This is a genomic window from Bifidobacterium sp. UTBIF-78 (assembly GCF_006408945.1).
Taxonomy (GTDB): domain Bacteria; phylum Actinomycetota; class Actinomycetes; order Actinomycetales; family Bifidobacteriaceae; genus Bifidobacterium; species Bifidobacterium myosotis.
Map to the genome: position 1 here is coordinate 1 of NZ_JFAO01000007.1, position 18,805 is coordinate 18,805.

An 18,805-nucleotide genomic window follows, 5' to 3' on the forward strand; every position below is an offset into this window, starting at 1 on the left:
GTGCCCAAGTGGGACGAAACGTAACACAGGGTCGTTCCTGACTTACGTTTCGTCCCGTTTTCGTAGTGGAGGGGTATGGGAGGCGTCCGGTATGGGAGGTGTTCCGAGAGTTTCCGAGAGTGGGGAAGCGGGGTGGTCATGGCGGAAAGTGACGGGATCGGGCTCGGAAGGCCATGGTGGTGCCGCCGCAACCGATTCCATCAGCCCGATGCCACGTTGGTCGGACCATCGACGCGACAACGGAAAGGGGTGATGGCTACGTGCCATCACCCCTTCGTCATGGTTCCTTCGAGGACGATTCGCCGGGACGCTTACAGCGCTTCGGCGGCGTTGGCCACGAAACGCTCCATGCCGTCGATCGGCACGACGTTCGTGAACCGCACCTCGGCGGTCTCGAGCCCGCGCAGGGCGGCCGGGGCGGTGGTGCCGGTCTCACGCGAGAGCACGTCCATGCATTCGAAGTCGGTGCCGGTGGCGTCGAAGCCCAGCGCCTCGTTCACCACGCGCGGGAACTTGTACGGGCTCGCGGTGGAGAGCAGCACGCGCGGGGTCAACGGGTCGCGCGGCATCTGCTCGAGCAGGTAGTAGCCGCAGGCGGTGTGCGGGTCGATGACGTAGTGGTTCTCGTCCCAGCAGTGTTTGATGGACTCGCGCACCTGATCCTCGTCGGCCCAGCCGGTGCCGAAGATCTGGCGGATCTTGGCCAGCAGCTCCTCCGGAACCTCATACGTACCCCACTTGTTGAGGTCGTTCATGAGCATGGCGATCAGTCGCGTGTCGCCCTCGGAGAAGTAGTACAGCATGCGCTCGAGGTTCGAGGAGATGAGGATGTCCATCGACGGCGAGATCGTCTGGAAGAACGGACGCTGACGGTTGTACGTGCCGGTGGTGAGGAAGTCGAACAGCACGTTGTTCTTGTCGGAGGCCACCACGAGGTGCTTGACCGGCAGGCCCAGCAGCTTGGCGTAGTAGCCGGCCAGGATGTCGCCGAAATTGCCGGTCGGCACCACGAACTCCACTTCGTCGCCCACATTGATGACCTGACGCTCCAGCAACTGTGCGTAGGCGGAGAAGTAGTAGACGACCTGCGGCACCAGACGGCCCACGTTGATCGAATTCGCGGAGGAGAGCACCACATGCGAGTCGGCGGCGAGCTTCTTGGCCAGCACACGGTCGCCGAAGATGCGCTTGACCGCGGACTGGGCGTCGTCGAAGTTGCCCTCGACGGCGGCGACCGACACGTTCGAGCCGGTCTGCGTGGTCATCTGCAGCTCCTGCACCTGGCTCACCTTGCCTTCCGGGTAGAAGACGGTGATGGCGGTGCCCGGCGCGTCCGCGAAGCCGGCCAGCGCGGCCTTGCCCGTGTCGCCCGAGGTGGCGGTCAGAATCATGATCTTCTCGTCCGCGTCGCCGCCGGCCGGGGTGGTGTGCGCCATGAAGCGAGGCAGAATCTGCAGGGCCACGTCCTTGAACGCGGAGGTCGGGCCGTTGAACAGTTCGAGGACGTAGTCGTCGCCCAGGGGCTTGAGCGGGGTGATGCGTTCATCCGACCACTGGCTGCCGTAGGCGTCGACGATGCACTGGCCCAGCTCCTCGGCGGAGAAATCCGGCAACAGGATGCTGAGTACCTCGGCCGCGATCTGCTGGTAGGACTTGCCGGCAAGGGAGGCGACGTCCACCTTCGTCTTGCCCAGGTCGTCCGAAACGAACAGGCCGCCGTCGTCTGCGATGCCTTTGCGGATCGCCTGCTTGGCGGTCAGCGAGTCGGTGGTGGAACGGGTGGAATGGAAGGTGGTAGCCACGGTTGAAATCCTTAGTCTGTGAATGACGAACAGCCTTATTAAGGGGTGGATCGAATCCTCACCATTTTAGCGTGCGGCATGGGCGTAGGCGGTGCGGCGTCTCGCATGACAGATTCTTCGACGTATCGTTCGACGGATTGCTCGACAGATCGGCATCGAGGACACGTTTCGCGAATCGGGGAGATGCGTGGTCAAGCCCATGCGGTCAAGTCCATATCTCGAGACGGCATGTCCCGTGTTTTTCTGCCAATCATCGGGACAATTCGCCCGATTCGGCGCACGGAGGAAACAGCGCGGCCACAAACACGTCGTACACTCGACGCCCAAACGGCATGCCAGTCGTTGCCCACACTGACAAAGGAGCACAGATGACCGCTTCATCACTCGCCCAGAAAGCCACCGACGCCTTCAACGCGCCCATCAGCGCCGCCGACCCCGAGATCGCCGAGCTGCTCGACTCCGAGCTGCACCGCCAGCAGGACGGCCTCGAGATGATCGCCTCCGAGAACTTCGTGCCGCGCGCGGTCCTCCAGGCGCAGGGCTCCGTGCTCACGAACAAGTACGCTGAGGGCTATCCGGGACGCCGCTACTACGGCGGCTGCGAATACGTCGACCAGATCGAAACCATCGCCCGCGAGCGCGCCAAGGCGCTGTTCGGCGCCGAATACGCCAACGTCCAGCCGCATTCCGGCGCACAGGCCAACGCCGCCGTTTATCAGGCGCTCGTCAAGCCCGGCGACACCGTGCTCGGCCTCGCCCTCGACCACGGCGGCCACCTGACCCACGGCATGAAGATCAACTTCTCCGGCCGTTTCTACCACGCCGAAGCCTACGGCGTGAACCCCGAGACCTTCCGCATCGACCCGGAGATCATCCGTCAGCGCGCGCTCGAGACCCACCCCGCCATGATCATCGGCGGCTGGTCCGCCTACCCGCGCATCGAGGACTTCAAGGCCATGAAGGCGATCGCCGACGAGGTGGGCGCCAAGTTCTGGGTGGACATGGCCCACTTCGCCGGTCTTGTCGCCGCGGGCCTGCACCCGAGCCCGGTGCCGTACGCGGACGTGGTCTCCTCCACGGCCCACAAGACGCTCGGCGGCCCGCGCTCCGGCTTCATCCTGGCCAAGCAGGAGTACGCCAAGAAGCTCAACTCCTCGGTGTTCCCCGGCCAGCAGGGCGGTCCGCTCATGCATGTGGTGGCCGGTAAGGCCGTGAGCTTCAAGGTGGCGGGCACCCCGGAGTTCAAGGACCGCATGCAGCGCACGCTCGACGGCGCGAAGATCCTCGCCGACCGTCTTCTTGCCGACGACGTCAAGGCCAACGGCATCACCGTCCTCACCGGCGGCACCGACGTGCATCTGGTGATGGTCGACCTGCGCAACTCCGAGATGGACGGCAAGCAGGGCGAGGATCTGCTGGCCGCCTGCGGCATCACCATCAACCGCAACACCGTGCCGTTCGACCCGCGCCCGGCCTCGGTCGCCTCGGGCCTGCGCATCGGCACCTCCGCGCTCGCCACGCGCGGCTTCGGACCGAAGGAATACGAGGAGGTGGCCGACATCATCGGCACCGCGCTCGCCGCCGGCCCGTCCGCCGACGTGACCGCGCTCAAGGCCCGCGTGGACAAGCTCGTCGAGGACTTCCCGCTCTATCCGGACCTCGACCAGATCCACTGATTGATGATTGACTGGCTCCCCTCAGTGGCTCTCTTCGCAGAGGGGAGCCAAGTCGTATTTCCTGCCTGCTCAGTGAGAAACGGCCCGAAACAGGCGGCATGCCGCATTGTGCGTTACCCTTGTCTGTTATGAGCGATGAACTGACCACCAAGGTATTCGACGCCGTGTGCGCGCAGGCCGACCGCGCCGCCCAGGCTCAGCGTCGGCTTGCGCAGGCCGACACCGAGGCCAAGAACGAACTGCTGCTCGCCATCGCCGACGCGCTTGACGCCCACGCCGATGACATTGCCGGCGCCAACGAGCTTGACATGATCGCCTCACGGGATGCCGGCATGGATGCCGGCAAGCTCGATCGTCTGCTCTTCGACGCCCCGCGTGTGGCCGCCGCCGTCCAAGGCGTGCGGCATGTGGCCACCCTGCCCGACCCGGTGGGTCAGATCGTGCGCGGCTACAACCTGCCCAACGGTCTGCGCCTGACGCAGACGCGCGTGCCCATGGGCGTCATCGGCATGATCTACGAGGCCCGTCCGAACGTCACCGTGGACGTGGCGAGCCTGTGCCTGAAATCCGGCAACGCAGCGCTGCTCCGTGGCGGTCACGCCGCCGAACGCACCAATGCCGCAACGCTGTCCGTCATCGCCGACGTGCTGGAAAGCCACGGCTTCGACCCGGCGCTGGTGCAGTCCGTGGACCGGTACGGGCGCGAGGGCGCCACCGCCATGATGGAGGCGCGCGGTCATATCGACGTCCTCGTGCCGCGCGGCGGCGCGGGGCTCATCCAGGCCGTGGTGCGCAACTCCAAGGTGCCCGTCATCGAGACCGGGGCCGGCAACGTGCACATCTACGTGGACCGCTCCGGCGACCTCACCAAGGCCATCCCGATCATCCTCAACGCCAAGACCCAGCGCGTGGGCGTGTGCAACGCCGCCGAGAAGCTGCTGGTGCACAAGGATGTGGCCGCCGAGTTCCTGCCCGCCATCGCCACGGCCCTCGCGCAGGCGGACGTGGTGCTGCAGGCGGACACCGTCTCCTACGACATCATCCAAGGTGCCGCCATCGAGGGCGTCGCGCTCAACCACGCCACCGACGAGGATTGGGACACCGAGTATCTCGCGCTCAGGATGGGTGTCAAGGTGGTCGCCGATCTGGACGAGGCCATTGAACACATCAACCGGCATTCCACCGGCCATACCGAATCGATCATCGCCGAGGACTACGAGGCCATCGAGACCTTCACCAAGCGTATAGACTCGGCAGTGGTCATGGTCAACGCCTCCACCCGCTTCACCGACGGCGGCGTGTTCGGCTTCGGCGCCGAACTCGGCATCTCCACGCAGAAGATGCACGCCCGCGGTCCGATGGGATTGCAGGAGATGACCACCACCAAATGGATCGGCTACGGAACAGGACAGGTGCGCGCATGAGCGAGAACATCAAGGATACCGCCGGCGAGACGCAGGACGGCAAGCTCGGACTGAAAATCGCGGCCGAACGGCTGAGCATCGTGCGGTACGTCTTTCTAGTCCAGATCGAGGATGGCATCGCCTCCGCCGCCCAGCGTGCGTCGCTGGAGTATGCGGACGCCGTGCTCATCGGCTGGCCCGAGACCGATTCGCCCGATGTGGTGGATCTGGACGACGATCAGCTGCACACCGTCCGCGAGCACATGGAGCTCATGGAGGGCTACATCGCCAAGTTCTCGCAGATGGAGCGCGACGGCGACATCGACGGCATGACCGACACGCTCATCCGCATCACCGAGCGGGTGGCCGAGATTCGTCGTCTCTACCAGCCGGACTTCCCGTTGCCCACGTTCGCGGAGATCCGCCGCGTGGTCCAGGACGAGTGGAACGAGGATATGGGCAAGATCGACCCGCAGGAGGGCGATCCCACGGCCGACGAGATCGAACAGGAGACGCAGGCGGCCGACAAGGACGGCATCGCATGAGCGGCAGCGAACCGGCCGAACTCGTCGCCGTACAGGACGCGGAGACCGTGGAAGTGGAATCAGGGCGGATGACTGAGCCGGACCGTCCGATGAGCCGGGAATCCGGGGCATCCCGGAATGGGGACGAGCACATCGCAGCGGGCGAACCCGGCGGCGAGGGCGCCCGACGCATGAGCGACCTGTCCGGTCAGGACATGGATCATGCCGGACACGGTCGTGGACGGCTTTCGGCGCGCGGCAACTGGCATAGCCGGCTGCGCATCGGCATCATGGGCGGCACCTTCGACCCGATCCATAACGGCCATTTGGTCGCCGCATCGGAGGTCGCATGGGTCTACGACCTGGACGAGGTGATTTTCGTGCCCACCGGCCGGCCCGTCTTCAAGCTGGACAAGCATGTGACCAATGCCGAGGACCGGTATCTCATGACCGTGATCGCCACCGCCTCCAATCCGAAGTTCACCGTCTCGCGCGTGGATATCGACCGTCCGGGCGTCACCTACACCATCGACACGCTGCGCGACATCCGCGCCCAGCACCCGGACGCGGAGCTGTTCTTCATCACCGGTGCGGACGCCGTGGCCGAGATCATGCAGTGGAAGGACGCCGAACTCATGTGGGATCTCGCCCACTTCGTGGCCGTCACCCGTCCGGGATATTCCAGTCCCGATGGCGTGACCCTGCCCGAAGGCAAGGTGGACACGCTCGAAATCCCCGCCTTGGCCATCTCCTCGACCGATGTGCGTCGTCGTGCCGAGCACAACGAGCCGGTCTGGTACCTCGTGCCGGACGGCGTGGTCCAATACATCGGCAAGCACGGCCTGTACTCGCACGTCCACGCCGAGTAGAGGCCGGCGGCCTCGGCCCGCTACTTCGCCTGTGCCAGACCCATTCTGATCTTCAGCGTCATCACACGTACGGCGGATTCGGTCACCTTCTTGGCGAACGCATCGTCGGCCGAGGCCTGCATGTTGAGCCCGCGCAGAATCGGCTCGACATAGTCCACCTGACCGATGCAGGCCAGATCGCCTCCCGCCTCGATCATCCTCACGCCGAGCTGCGTGGCGTCATAGCCGCTCAGGGCTTCGGCGGACAGCGAATCCGAGGTCACCACGCCGTCATATCCCAGATCGCCGCGCAGATGCTTCTCGATGATCGCCGAGGAGAACACCGCCGGATTCGCGGGGTCGATGGCCTGATAGGTGGCCAGCGACATCATCACCATGGCCGGTGAGGACTGCCTGATGGCCGTATCGAACGCGCCGATCTCATCCCCGTCCAGCGTGGTGGTCGTGTCGAGAATGCCCTCGGCGGTGAAATCCGTGTTGCCGGTCACCGCGCCCAGACCCGGATAATGCTTGACCGAGGTTTCGACGCCGGCGTCCCGCATGCCTTCGACGAACGCCACGCCATGCGCCGCATTGCCTGCGGCGTCCAGCCCGAAGTCGCGGTTCAGCGCGCCGATCGGGGCGTTCGAGGCGCGATCCACCGTGACCGTGCCGAGCACCGGTGCCAGATCGACGTTCACGCCCGCCGCAGTCAGTTGCGATCCCCACGTCTTGGCCGATGCGCGCAATTGATCCGTGCCCATCGCCCCCTGTTCGACGGCCGAGGGCATCACGTCGAATCCCGTGCCGGTCAGGTGCTGCACCTGTCCGCCTTCCTGATCGGTGGCGATGATGAGACGGTTGCCGCTCGGCGCATAGCCCTGCAACTGGTCGGCCGCGGCCTTCACGCTCGCGGTGCCGCCGGTCCAATTGCCGATGATGAGTACCGAGCCCGCGTGGTCGTTCTGGATGGTCGATGCCAAGGCCGACGGGTCGGTCCCGGCGAACAGCGGCACCATGACGAGCTGCCCGACACGCTCCGACAGACTCATCGCCGAGACTAGCCGGCGCGCCTGGGCGGCGGCTGAATCGTCGGGCTTGGGGGAGGAGATGCGGTTGAGCGACTGGTTCCCGCCGCCGTCCGCTGCGTTCTTCGCGCCGGTGCCCGAGCCGGATGCGGCGTTCGCGCCGCGTAGGAAGTCGAACGCGCCCGTGCGCCACCCGTAGGCTACCGTGCCCGCCAAAGCCAGCGCCAGCACGCAGATGACGGCTGCGGCCACCATGCCTACATGGGAGGCCTTGCGGACGGAACGGGAGGCATGCAGATGTTGCGGACGAACTCTTCTCATGATTCCTAAGAGTAGGTCAGGGTGTGCTCCTGCGCGGCGGCCGGGTTCGCTGGAAGTAGCCTGTGCGCTCGCGGCATAATCCCCATTCCCGACCTGTCTGTAGGCTGGGACCATGTCTTTCAACGACCCTTTCTCGATACTGTTCGGCAACGGAGGCGGCGATTCGCGCCGCGGCAAGGCTGATGACGACGATCCGATCATTCTTGATGTCGAGGCCGATGGGGATGGTCCCGACCATGGTGGCGCCGGACGCGCATCCAACGCCGGAGGCCCCCGCCCGCCGCACGGCCCCGGCAATCCGCGACTGACCCGCATGCCGGCAGGCTCGGGCGGCGGGTCGAGCCGTGGCACCAAGGCGCTGATCGGCGTGGTGTTGGCGCTGGTCGTCATCGTGGGCCTGTTCTTCGGCCTGTCCCGTTTCATCACGGATCTCATGTGGTATGGCCAGCTCGGCTTCCAATCCGTGGTGTGGACCCAGCTGGGCGTCAAGGTGGGACTGTGGGTGGCGTACGCGCTGCTCATGGCGTTGACCGGTTTCGTCGCTGCATGGCTGGCGATCCGCGCCCGCCCGGACGCGGCGGATGGCTCGACCATCCGCATCAACGGCGACGTGATCGAAGTGGGCAAGTCCTTCAGCTCGAAGACCGCCCGCCGTGTGGCCGTGGTGGTCTCGCTCATCGTGGGCGTGATCTTCGGCGCGCAGTTCAACGCCAACTGGAGCGAGATCCTGCTCATGTTCAACGCCCAGAGCTTTGGCGTCACCGATCCGCAGTTCGGGCTGGACACCGGCTTCTACGTGTTCGTGCTGCCGGGACTCAAGCTCGTGCTGGCGGCCGTGGCCATGCTGCTCGGCGTCGGACTGGTGTTCTCCCTGATCACCCATGTGCTCATGGGCGGCATCCGCCTGACCATGCCCGTCAAGGGTCGGGGCCTGTTCGCCATCACCAAGCGCGCCCGCCGCCAGATCGCCATCTGGTTCATGCTCAACATGTTCGCCTGGGCCGCGCGTCAGGCCGTGGGCGTGTTCGACCAGCTCACCGTGCAGGGCTCGCGCATCACCGGCGCCTCCTACACTGCCGTGCACGCCAACATCCCGGTCACCTTCATCATGGCCGCGCTCACCGCCATCCTCGGCGTGGTGCTCGGCGTGTGGCTTATGCGCTCCCATGCGCTTGAAGGCCAGGCATCCCTTGGCGTGCGCGCCTCGGCGGCCATCAAGGCATGGCGCGTGCCGGTGGTTTCGGTCGCCGCGTTCGTGGTGGTCTCCCTCGTGCTTACGATGGCATGGCCGCTGCTGCTGCAGCGCTTCCGCGTGAACCCGAACGCCCAGGAGATGGAATCCACCTACATCCAGCGCAACATCGACGCCACCCGCGCCGCCTACGGTCTCGACAAGCTCAAGACCGAGCAGTACACGGTCACCAGCAAGGGCGAGCAGGGCGCACTGGCCAAGGAGGCGGACACCACCGCGCAGATCCGACTGCTCGACCCGCAGGTGGTCAGCCCCACGTTCAAGCAGCTGCAGCAGTCCAAGCAGTACTACACCTTCGCCGACACTCTCGCCGTGGACAAGTACGAGATCGACGGCGTCTCCCAGGACACCGTGATCGCCGCCCGCGAGCTGGACCTTGACGGCAACGACAACCGCAACTGGGTCAACGACCACACCGTCTACACCCACGGATACGGCGTGGTGGCCGCCTACGGCAACAAGGTGACCGCCGACGGCCAGCCCGAGTTCTTCGAGTCGGGCATCCCCACGCAGGGCAAGCTCACCGATGCCGAGAAGTACGAGCCGCGCATCTACTTCTCCCCGAACACCACCGAGTACTCCATCGTGGGTGCCCCCGAAGGTACCCAGCCGTGGGAGTTCGACTACCCGACCGGTTCCGAGGGCGCGCTGACCACATTCAAGGGCGACGGCGGACCGTCCGTGGGCAACCTGTTCTCCCGCATCCTGTATGCGATCCGCTTCGGCTCGGACCAGATCCTCTTCTCCGACCGTGTGACCTCCGACTCGCAGATCCTCTACGACCGCTCGCCGAAGGAGCGCGTGGCCAAGGTCGCGCCGTACCTGACGCTCGACGGCCGCGTGTACCCGGCGGTGGTGGACGGCCGCGTCAAGTGGATCGTCGATGGTTACACCACCTCCGACGCCTACCCGTACTCGCAGATGACGAATCTGGGCACCTCCACGAAGGACTCCACCACGGTGTCCTCCGCGACGGTCTCCTCGCTCGGCTCCCAGCAGGCCAACTACATTCGCAACTCGGTCAAGGCCACCGTGGACGCCTACGACGGTTCCGTGGACCTCTACGTCTGGGACCAGTCCGACCCGGTGATTAAGGCGTGGGAGAAGATCTTCCCCGGCCAGTACCACCAGCTGAGCGAGATCTCCGGCGACCTGATGAGTCACCTGCGCTACCCGGAGGGCCTGTTCAAGGTTCAGCGTGACCTGCTCTCCAAGTACCACGTCACCTCGGCCAACCAGTACTACTCCGGCGAGGACTTCTGGCAGACGCCGGTGGACCCCACCGAGTCCCAGGCCCAGCAGGACCAGGACATCCTGCAGCCGCCGTACTACCTGACGCTGCAGACCGGTGGCACCGAGGAGCCCATCTTCTCCCTGACCTCCACGTACATCCCGGCCGGCCAGTCCACCCGTGAGATCCTGACCGGCTTCCTGTCGGTGGATTCGGACGCGGGCAACGAGAAGGGCGTGATCGGCCCGAACTACGGCACCATCCGACTGCAGGAGCTGCCGAAGGACTCGAACGTGCCCGGCCCCGGACAGGCGCAGAACAACTTCAACGCCAACGCGGATGTGTCCAAGGAACTGAACCTGCTGCAATCCGGCGACACTCAGGTGGTGCGCGGCAACCTGCTCACGCTGCCTCTCGGCGGCGGACTCGTCTACGTGCAGCCCGTATACGTCAAGTCCTCGGGCACCACGTCGTTCCCGTTGCTCAAGAAGACGCTGGTGGCCTTCGGCGATCAGGTCGGTTTCGCGGACACCTTGGACGAGGCGCTCGATCAGGTGTTCGGCGGCGATTCCGGCGCGGCCGCGGGCGATGCGCAGAACGCGGATGGGTCCGACTCGGGCTCGCAGGGTTCGACTGGCTCGTCCGGCTCGTCCGACGAACAGGGCGGTCAGTCCGGCGATGCGAACAACGGCTCGACGGACCAGTCCGATCAGGGCAAGGCCGACGGTTCCGGTTCCGGTGCTTCCGGCGGCACGTCCTCCGGCACATCCGGTTCGGGCGCGGCACGCAGCCCGGAGCTGCAGCAGGCCCTCGAGGATGCCGCCCAGGCCATGAAGGACAGCCAGTCCGCCATGAAGAACGGCGACTGGACCGCCTACGGCAAGGCCCAGCAGCAGCTCGAGGACGCCCTGAACAAGGCCCTCGAACTCGACAAGTAGGCCTAGGGCCGCTGCTCATGGGATTCTGGGCATAATCGGGCCGATTATTGGCCGATCGTCCGGTCGCGGACTGCCCGTGCGTGATGTTCTGGGCATAATCGGACCAGTTAACTGGCCGTGGACTGTCCGTGCATGGGATTCTGGGCATAATCCGACCGGTTATTCTGGGCATATACGGTTCATATACGACGTTCTGGGCATATGCGTGTCAGATACAGGCGATTTTCCGCCGTATCTGACACGCATATGCCCAGAACTGTTATTTGGCGTCGGTTCATGGCCGGTATATGCCCAGAACCGACCTCTCCGCGCGCGGCGATGCTAGGCTGTGCGCATGCCCTATACGTTCACGTTCAGACCGGCCGTCGAATCGGATCTTCAGGCCATCACCGACATCTACAACGCCTCCGTCATCGCCGGCGGGTCCACCGCCGACCTTGTCCCGCGCACCCTCGATCAGCGCCGGGCATGGGTGGAATCGCACCGGCCGCCCTACGGCGTCTTCGTGGTGGAGGCATCGACGGCCGAAGGCGGTGCCGCGGCGGGCGGCGGCGAAGCGGGGAACGGCGTCGGCCCCGAAGGCATCGGTCCGGAACGCGTTGTCGGTTCCGGAGACGATACCGGGGCGACGATGCCGGTGGCCGAAGACCGCGACGGGATAGATGACGATGCCAAGCCTGAGAGCAGCATCGATTCCAAAGATGGCACTGGCACCGCGACGCGGGTCATCGGCTTCGGCGCGCTGTCGGTCTTCTACGACCGTGCCGGCTACGACGGCGTCACCGACCTCGCCTACTACATCGACCCCGCATGGCAGGGCAGGGGAGTGGGCACCTTCCTGCTCGGACGGCTGCTTGATGAGGCCCGTGCCCGTCAGATGCGCAAGGCCTGTGGCATCATCTTCGCGGACAACGCCGGCTCCATCGCCCTGATGCGGCGCTTCGGCTTCACCCGGTTCGGTCTCATGCCCTCCGCCGCCACCGACTCCACCGGCACCATGCGAGACATGTCCTACTGGTATCTCGATCTGTAGTCACCTGTATGGAAGTCTGCCGACTGGATTGCCGGGCCTCCCTTTCGATGAGCCGACTCGATGAGCCGACTCGGCAGCCCCGAGGCGTGCTCGGTGCTCAACGGGTTCCTATCGCGGGATGCCCCGATGAAGAACACGGAGCCAGCTCGACTGTCCGGCCGTTCGTTGCGGCTCACGACGGGTCTCACCCCCGGTGTCGGTGTAGCGGAGGCGTGAAGTCGAGGCGGGCCGAGTACAATCTTGAAGGTTGATTTGCCGCCCCGCCGCATGCCGATTGCATGACGCCGGGCACGGCAATGGAAGTGCATGAGAAGCAACGAGGAGCGACATGGCATCGGATTTCTGGCTGATCGTGGGACTGGGCAATCCCGGCAAGAAGTATGAGGGCACCCGTCACAACATGGGCTTCATGACCGCGGACCTGCTGGCCGAACGCTGGTCGGTGGCCTTCTCCGACCACAAGGGCCTCGCCATGCTCGGCAAAGGCGCGATGAACCTCGAGGGCCGTACCGTCAAGTTCTTCCTGGCCAAGCCGCTCACCTACATGAACGACTCCGGCAACGCCGTGGCCTCCATCTCCGCCTACTACCAGATCGAACCGGACCACATCGTGGTGATCCACGACGACATGGACCTGGAATTCGGCCGCATCAAGGTCAAGGCCGGCGGCTCGGCGGGCGGCCACAACGGCATCAAATCCATCGACCGGTCCTTGGGCACGCCGAAGTACGCCCGCGTGCGCATGGGCGTCGGCCACGCCAAGCGCGGCCCCAATGCACACGACAACACGGTCAACTGGGTGCTCGGCGGATTCGGCCCCGACCAACGCAAGCAGCTGCCCGAATTCCTGGCCGACGGTGCCGACGCCGCCGAGGACATCGTCTTCAAGGGCCTCGCCAAGACCCAGGAGATGTTCAATGGCCGCTGACGCCGCATCCGGCACTCCGGCCACCGGCGTCTCCGGCATCGCATCCGATTCCGTGTCCGGTTCCCGCGCCGCATCAGCCTCCGCCGCATCCTCGCAGACCGTAGCTTCCCCGGCCTCCGTCAATGGTCAGCCGATCGATGGCTCACTGGCCGGCGTGCTGGCCCAGTTGCTCAAGGACCCGAACTTCCGCGCCCTGGCCGCCGGCGACATCACGCCATCCGAGGAATCCGGCGCCGACCCGTCGATTCTGGCCGGCATGCCCGACGGCCTGCGCCCGGCACTTGCTGCGGCCATCGCACAAGGTCTTGCGCAAGACGATGCCGCGCAGGCCACCGCACCGACCACCATGCGGACCGCCCCGCAGAACGCTGACGACGAGTCCGGCCATCGCGCCGGCAAGCCGGTGATCCTCGTCGTCGCCTCCGGCCGTGAGGCTGAGGAGACCGTCGGCGCGCTGCGGTCCTGGTATGACGGCGACCCGAACGACATCGCCCAGCTTGAGGCGTGGGAGACGTTGCCTCATGAACGGCTGAGCCCGCGCGCCGACACCGTGGCCAGCCGCATGGCCGTGTTCCGCCGGCTCAAGCATCCGGACGCGCACGACCCGATGTTCGGTCCCATCCGCATTCTGGTGATGCCGGTGCGTTCCCTTATCCAGCCCGTGGTCAGGAATCTGGGTGACGTGGAACCGCTCGTGTTCACCGTGGGGGAGGACCTGCCGCTCGACGAGGCCGCCAGGCGACTCATCGAGAACGCCTACACGCGCGTCGAACTGGTCATGGACCGCGGCGAATTCGCGGTACGCGGCGGCATCCTCGACGTGTTCCCGCCGACCGCGCCGCATCCGGTGCGCATCGAGTTCTTCGGCGACGAGATCGACACCATCAGGGAATTCCACGCCTCCGACCAACGCACCTACGGCGATGGCCTCAGGACCATCTGGGCCACCGCATGCCGAGAACTGCAGCTCACCGACGCGGTGCGCAAGCGCGCCAAGGCGCTCATCGGTTCAATCCCGAACGCCGAGGACATGCTCGAATCCATCGCCAACGCCATCCCGGTCGAAGGCATGGAATCGCTGATGCCCGCGCTCGTGGACCATCTGGAGCCGGTGCCCTCGCTGCTGCCGAAGGACGCCGTCATCCTGCTCAGCGACCCGGAGAAACTGCGTCGTTCCGCCGAGGATCTGGCCAAAACCGCAAACGAATTCCTGGCCGCCAGCTGGCACGTCGCCGCATCCGGTCACGGCGCCGGCGCGCCCATCAGCTTCGACGAGGCGAGCTTCCTCGATTTCGAGGAGACCATCAGCGCCCTCGAATACTCCGAACATGACGTGGTCCGCCTCACCAGTTTCGGCGTGGACGCCACCCTGCCCGGCCATGTGCAGCTCGACGCGCAGAACCCGGCCGAATTCCGCGGCGACGAGGCCAAGGCCAGCCGTGGCATCGAAGGCCTGATCGACGCCGGATTCGACGTCACCATCACCGCAGCCGCAGCCGGCACGCTCGCCCGACTCAAGCGCGCCATCAACACCACCGGCATCGCCACGTTCGACACGATCCGCTCCCAGGCCATCGACGGCTTCGTGGATGGTGCGGCGAAGATCGCCCTGCTCACCGAGCGCGACCTGACCGGCCGCACGTCCGCAGTGGCCGTCGCCAAGACGCCGAAGCGCCGCCGCAAGGCCATCGATCTGATGGAGCTCAAGAAGGGCGACTACGTGGTTCACGAGCAGCACGGCATCGGCCGGTTCGTGGAGATGCGCCAGCGCACCATCGGCACCGGCGCCAACCGGACCACCCGTGAATACCTCGTCATCGAATACGCGCCCAGCAAACGCGGCGCGCCGGCGGACAAGCTGTTCATCCCCACCGATCAGCTCGATCAGGTCAGCAAGTACATCGGCGCCGAGGTGCCCAAGCTCAACAAGCTGGGCGGCTCCGACTGGGCGGCCACCAAGGCCAAGGCACGCAAGCACGTCCACGAGATCGCCGACGACCTCATCAAGCTGTACTCCGCCCGTCAGCGCGCCCGCGGATTCGCCTTCAGCCCGGACACCCCGTGGCAGAAGGAACTGGAGGACGCCTTCCCCTACCAGGAGACCGCCGACCAGCTCACCACCATCGACGAGGTCAAGGCGGACATGGAGAAGTCCGTGCCGATGGACCGCCTCATCTGCGGCGACGTGGGCTTCGGCAAGACCGAGATCGCCGTGCGCGCCGCGTTCAAGGCCGTGCAGGACTCCAAGCAGGTGGCCGTGCTCGTACCCACCACGTTGCTCGTGCAGCAGCATTACGAGACGTTCAGCGAACGCTTCGAGGGATTCCCGGTGAACGTGGCCGCCATGAGCCGCTTCCAGACCACCAAGGAGATCAACGAGACCATCGCCGGGCTTGAAGAGGGCACGGTGGACGTGGTCATCGGCACGCACAAGCTGCTCAATCCCAAAGTCAAGTTCAAGGACCTGGGCCTCGTGATCATCGACGAGGAGCAGCGTTTCGGCGTCGAGCACAAGGAGACCCTCAAGGCCCTGAGAACCAATGTGGACGTGCTGTCGCTCTCCGCCACGCCTATCCCGCGCACGTTGGAGATGGCCGTGACCGGCATCCGCGAGATGTCCACGCTCGCCACGCCGCCCGAGGACCGACTGCCCGTGCTCACCTATGTGGGCGCCTACGAGGACGCGCAGGTCACCGCGGCAGTGCGCCGCGAGCTGTTGCGCGGCGGCCAGGTGTTCTACGTGCACAACCGCGTGCAGGACATCGCGCATGTGGCTGACAAGCTGCACACGCTGGTTCCCGAGGCCCGCGTCGGCATCGCCCACGGCAAGATGGGGGAGAAGCAGCTCGACCAGATCATCCGCGACTTCTGGCACCGCGACATCGACGTGCTCGTGTGCACCACGATCATCGAGACCGGTCTCGATATCTCGAACGCGAACACGCTCATCGTGGACCACGCCGACCGCTTCGGCCTCTCGCAGCTCCACCAGCTGCGCGGCCGTGTGGGCCGTGGCCGCGAGCGCGCGTACGCCTACTTCCTGTACGACCCTGCCAAGCCGATGACTCAGCAGTCGCACGACCGACTGGCCACCATCGCCCAGAACACGGCGCTCGGCTCCGGCTTCGACGTGGCGATGAAGGATCTGGAGCTGCGCGGCACCGGCAACCTGCTGGGTGACGAGCAGTCCGGCCACATCGAGGGTGTGGGATTCGACCTCTACGTGCGCATGGTGTCCGAGGCGGTGGAGAAGTACAAGGAACCCGAGGAGAACGTGGAGCCGGTGGCCGTGTCCATCGACCTGCCCATCGAGGCCTCCATCCCGGTGGACTACATCGATTCGGACAAGCTGCGTCTCGAGGCGTACCGCAAGCTCGCCTCCGCGCGCAACGAGACCGATCTGAAGGATCTGGCCGAGGAGCTCGCCGACCGTTACGGCAAGCTGCCCGAGGAGTTCGAGACGCTGTTCGACGTGGCGCGGCTGAAGTTCAAGGCCCGCAAGCTGGGCGTCTCCGAGATTCTGGCGCAGTCCAACCGTGTGCGCGTGGGCCGTATCGATCCGCCCGAATCCGTGCAGATGCGCATGGCCCGCATCTACAAGGGCACGCAGTACCGCCCGGTCACCCACCAGCTACTGGTCCCCGCGCCGTTCAACGGTTCGCTCGGCCAAGGCCCGATGAGCTCCGACCAGATCGTGCTGTGGGCCAACCAGCTGTTGGACGATCTGGCTTGGACGCCCAAGCCGCGCAAGTAGCGGCGGCATAGCGGCGGCGGTTTATAGCCTGCGGTCTGGTTGGGGCGGGGCGGAGGCTACGGTCTGCTGCGAGTGGGAGTGGGGCGGAGCCGGGGGACCCCGCGCGACGGCGTCGGATGCCTCAAACACGCCTCAAACGGACTGTATGTACGCGGAGTGACGAAGCTGCCGCGTACATACAGTCCCTCCGAAGCCCCGAACGGACGGTATGTATGCGGGATGACGCAGTACCCGCGTACATACCGTCGCTACAAGGCCCGAAACGGACTGTAAGTACGCGGGGCCTTCGACGGGACGCGTACTTACAGTCCGTCTGACCGCCCGGTCGGTTCGCGGCTGCGTTCACGGGATGATTGTGTTCGGCGTGCCTTCGGACGCGACCATCCGCTCGAACCGGACAGTCTCTTCGATGCGACTGTTTTTGGGTGCGACTCCCTCTCCTGCATTCGGAATCGACGTGATTCCGAATGCAGGGCGGACCGGAGGAATTATCGGGAACGAATCGATTCAGTTGTTTGAACCGTACGGTCCCTGTTACCTAGAATATGCCGTGTAGCATTGGTCGCTTTCGGGGCCGATGAGAACCGGATATTCCCGCCAGCGTTCGAAGCTGTTTTCGTCCCAGTAGGAGGCCAGATCATCGGGAACCGGTGCGGAGGATCCCGTCGGATAGTATGTCCACGTACCGGTATTGCCTGACGATCCTCTTCCTCTCCAACTTGCGGTTCCATCGGCATTGCTATGGAACGTTCCCGGCACATATGAACCTTCCATGGTATAGATAACATTGCTTGGGCTGGGTGCGCTCACCATTTGCACCGTGCAGTCGGCTGAGAGAACCGGATTCCCTCCCATCAATCCTGCGAAGAAATCCCTGGCAATCGACGAGCAGCGGTTGTCGTCCTCTGCGTTCCATTTGGTCACGGCGGCATCGACCGCGGCGCGCGCCTTGTCTAGCGCGCCGGCGGCTTGGTCGAGCTCCTTGACGTTCGTACCGGAATCCAACAGCTTGTTCGCGTTGTCCAACGCTTTGGACAACGCATCGCGCACCGCCTGATCGTCGACCTTGCCGTCGGAGGAGTTCAGCGTCGAGGTCGCGGTGTCGATGACACTCTTGAGCTTCGACTTCGCGTCGGCGAGCGCTTGCTTCTGCTGCTCCGTGGTCGCCCCGGTCAGGGTCTTCCGGATGCTCGCAATCGTCGTGCGCAGCGCGTCAGCCGTGTTGCGCACGGTCTCGGGATCGGAGGCACACGAGTCGACCGCTGTGTCCGCCGCCTTTTGCGCCTTCTTCAGCGTCTCGGAGAGGGTCGAGGAGGCATCCGATGCGCCGGCGGCGTCCGCAGCCTGCTGGGCCTCGCCGATGATTTTGTTGAGGTCCGACTGCGAGTCCTTCAGTTGCAGCACCGATTCCTGACAGCTGGCCACGGCGCGCTCGCGGCTCGTGCGCCACACCACGAATCCGACGATGGCCGCTACGACGATCGCTACGGCGATGACAGCAGTGATGATGACCGTGGTCCTGTTGATGCCGCCGGGATTGCGCACCCTCACGTCCTGTGAGCCATGCGTCTCCTGCGGCTGCTGCCTGGTCTGCTGCTGCGGTGTCGATGTCGGCGTTGCCATCGGCGGCAACGGCACTGGCGGCAACGCGGCGGTTGCCGAAGCCGGGCCGCCCGCGTTCGCGGCGGCATCGGTGTTCATTGCGGCATTGGCATTTGCGGAGATACCAGCGTTCGCGGAAGCATTGGCGTTCGCAGAGGAACCGGCGTCTGCGGGAGCCGTGACGTTTGCTGCATTCGCTGCATCGGAGGCTGACGTCATCTCCGGCATCACCTCATCGGGCAGCTGGCTTCCGCACTTCGCGCAGAACCTGCCGTGTCCGGTCACGGCGGTGCCGCAATACGGGCAGTGCATGGGCGACCCATTCCCGATTCCACTCATCGTCTTCCCTCGTTTCATCCGGTTCCATCCGGCTCTCGTCCCTTGTACGGTCCGTTGTCATCCGGCCGCCGGTGTACCCGACCGTCCATGGAACAGTTCCTTGCTCCCACGATAGTCCCGGGACAG

10 protein-coding genes and 2 pseudogenes are annotated in these 18,805 nt (G+C 65.3%); 9 read left to right on the top strand and 3 right to left on the bottom strand.

Annotated features, from left to right (window positions below; all coding sequences use genetic code 11):
- Positions 1-311: 311 nt before the first annotated feature.
- Entirely contained in the window at positions 312-1,802 is a 1,491-nt protein-coding gene (gene thrC, locus BG22_RS02370) for a threonine synthase (protein WP_140492805.1), read from the bottom strand.
- 368 nt (positions 1,803-2,170) lie between these two features.
- On the opposite strand from thrC, the gene glyA reads away from it, so the two are divergent.
- From glyA to nadD, 4 genes are all read left to right on the top strand, one after another.
- Positions 2,171-3,478 (top strand): serine hydroxymethyltransferase, encoded by a 1,308-nt coding sequence (glyA, locus tag BG22_RS02375; RefSeq protein ID WP_094667664.1) that lies wholly within the window; start codon positions 2,171-2,173, stop codon positions 3,476-3,478.
- A 128-nt stretch (positions 3,479-3,606) separates the two neighbouring features.
- The gene (locus BG22_RS02380; RefSeq protein ID WP_140492807.1) at positions 3,607-4,902 is read left to right on the top strand and encodes a glutamate-5-semialdehyde dehydrogenase; all 1,296 of its coding nucleotides are present in this window, start codon (positions 3,607-3,609) and stop codon (positions 4,900-4,902) included.
- Complete coding sequence (locus BG22_RS02385; protein ID WP_140492810.1) at positions 4,899-5,426, top strand: phosphoribosylglycinamide synthetase; 528 nt, start codon at positions 4,899-4,901, stop codon at positions 5,424-5,426. Before BG22_RS02380 ends, BG22_RS02385 begins: the two co-directional genes overlap by 4 nt.
- A gap of 170 nt (positions 5,427-5,596) precedes the next feature.
- Positions 5,597-6,274 carry a nicotinate-nucleotide adenylyltransferase gene (gene nadD, locus BG22_RS02390; protein ID WP_258186172.1) on the top strand — a complete coding sequence of 226 codons (678 nt, stop codon included), beginning with the start codon at positions 5,597-5,599 and terminating at the stop codon, positions 6,272-6,274.
- 20 nt (positions 6,275-6,294) lie between these two features.
- Here nadD and BG22_RS02395 read toward each other — a convergent pair whose 3' ends face one another.
- The gene (locus BG22_RS02395; protein ID WP_375137681.1) at positions 6,295-7,602 is read right to left on the bottom strand and encodes a glycoside hydrolase family 3 N-terminal domain-containing protein; all 1,308 of its coding nucleotides are present in this window, start codon (positions 7,600-7,602) and stop codon (positions 6,295-6,297) included.
- A gap of 112 nt (positions 7,603-7,714) precedes the next feature.
- On the opposite strand from BG22_RS02395, the gene BG22_RS02400 reads away from it, so the two are divergent.
- From BG22_RS02400 to mfd, 5 genes and pseudogenes are all read left to right on the top strand, one after another.
- The gene (locus BG22_RS02400) at positions 7,715-11,023 is read left to right on the top strand and encodes a UPF0182 family protein (protein ID WP_140492813.1); all 3,309 of its coding nucleotides are present in this window, start codon (positions 7,715-7,717) and stop codon (positions 11,021-11,023) included.
- A 334-nt stretch (positions 11,024-11,357) separates the two neighbouring features.
- Positions 11,358-11,537: pseudogene (locus BG22_RS11415) on the top strand (GNAT family N-acetyltransferase); the annotation flags it as partial.
- Positions 11,538-11,738: 201 nt separating this feature from the next.
- Positions 11,739-12,056 (top strand): annotated as a pseudogene (locus BG22_RS11420) (GNAT family N-acetyltransferase); the annotation flags it as partial.
- Positions 12,057-12,384: 328 nt separating this feature from the next.
- A complete protein-coding gene (gene pth / locus BG22_RS02410; RefSeq protein WP_094667658.1) occupies positions 12,385-12,984 on the top strand; it encodes an aminoacyl-tRNA hydrolase in 600 nt (199 codons plus the stop codon).
- Between the two features lie 256 nt (positions 12,985-13,240).
- A complete protein-coding gene (gene mfd / locus BG22_RS02415) occupies positions 13,241-16,738 on the top strand; it encodes a transcription-repair coupling factor (protein ID WP_375137683.1) in 3,498 nt (1,165 codons plus the stop codon).
- Positions 16,739-17,272: 534 nt separating this feature from the next.
- Here the strand turns inward: mfd and BG22_RS02420 are convergent.
- Complete coding sequence (locus BG22_RS02420; RefSeq protein WP_140492816.1) at positions 17,273-18,679, bottom strand: hypothetical protein; 1,407 nt, start codon at positions 18,677-18,679, stop codon at positions 17,273-17,275.
- Positions 18,680-18,805: the final 126 nt, after the last annotated feature.

Coding starts and splice junctions, on each gene's coding strand:
- BG22_RS02380 (WP_140492807.1), top strand. CDS start 3,607: ATGAGCGATGAACTGACCACCAAGGTATTCGACGCCGTGTGCGCGCAG.
- glyA (WP_094667664.1), top strand. CDS start 2,171: ATGACCGCTTCATCACTCGCCCAGAAAGCCACCGACGCCTTCAACGCG.
- BG22_RS02420 (WP_140492816.1), bottom strand. CDS start 18,679: ATGAGTGGAATCGGGAATGGGTCGCCCATGCACTGCCCGTATTGCGGC.
- mfd (WP_375137683.1), top strand. CDS start 13,241: ATGCCCGACGGCCTGCGCCCGGCACTTGCTGCGGCCATCGCACAAGGT.
- nadD (WP_258186172.1), top strand. CDS start 5,597: ATGAGCGACCTGTCCGGTCAGGACATGGATCATGCCGGACACGGTCGT.
- BG22_RS02385 (WP_140492810.1), top strand. CDS start 4,899: ATGAGCGAGAACATCAAGGATACCGCCGGCGAGACGCAGGACGGCAAG.
- BG22_RS02395 (WP_375137681.1), bottom strand. CDS start 7,602: ATGAGAAGAGTTCGTCCGCAACATCTGCATGCCTCCCGTTCCGTCCGC.
- BG22_RS02400 (WP_140492813.1), top strand. CDS start 7,715: ATGTCTTTCAACGACCCTTTCTCGATACTGTTCGGCAACGGAGGCGGC.
- pth (WP_094667658.1), top strand. CDS start 12,385: ATGGCATCGGATTTCTGGCTGATCGTGGGACTGGGCAATCCCGGCAAG.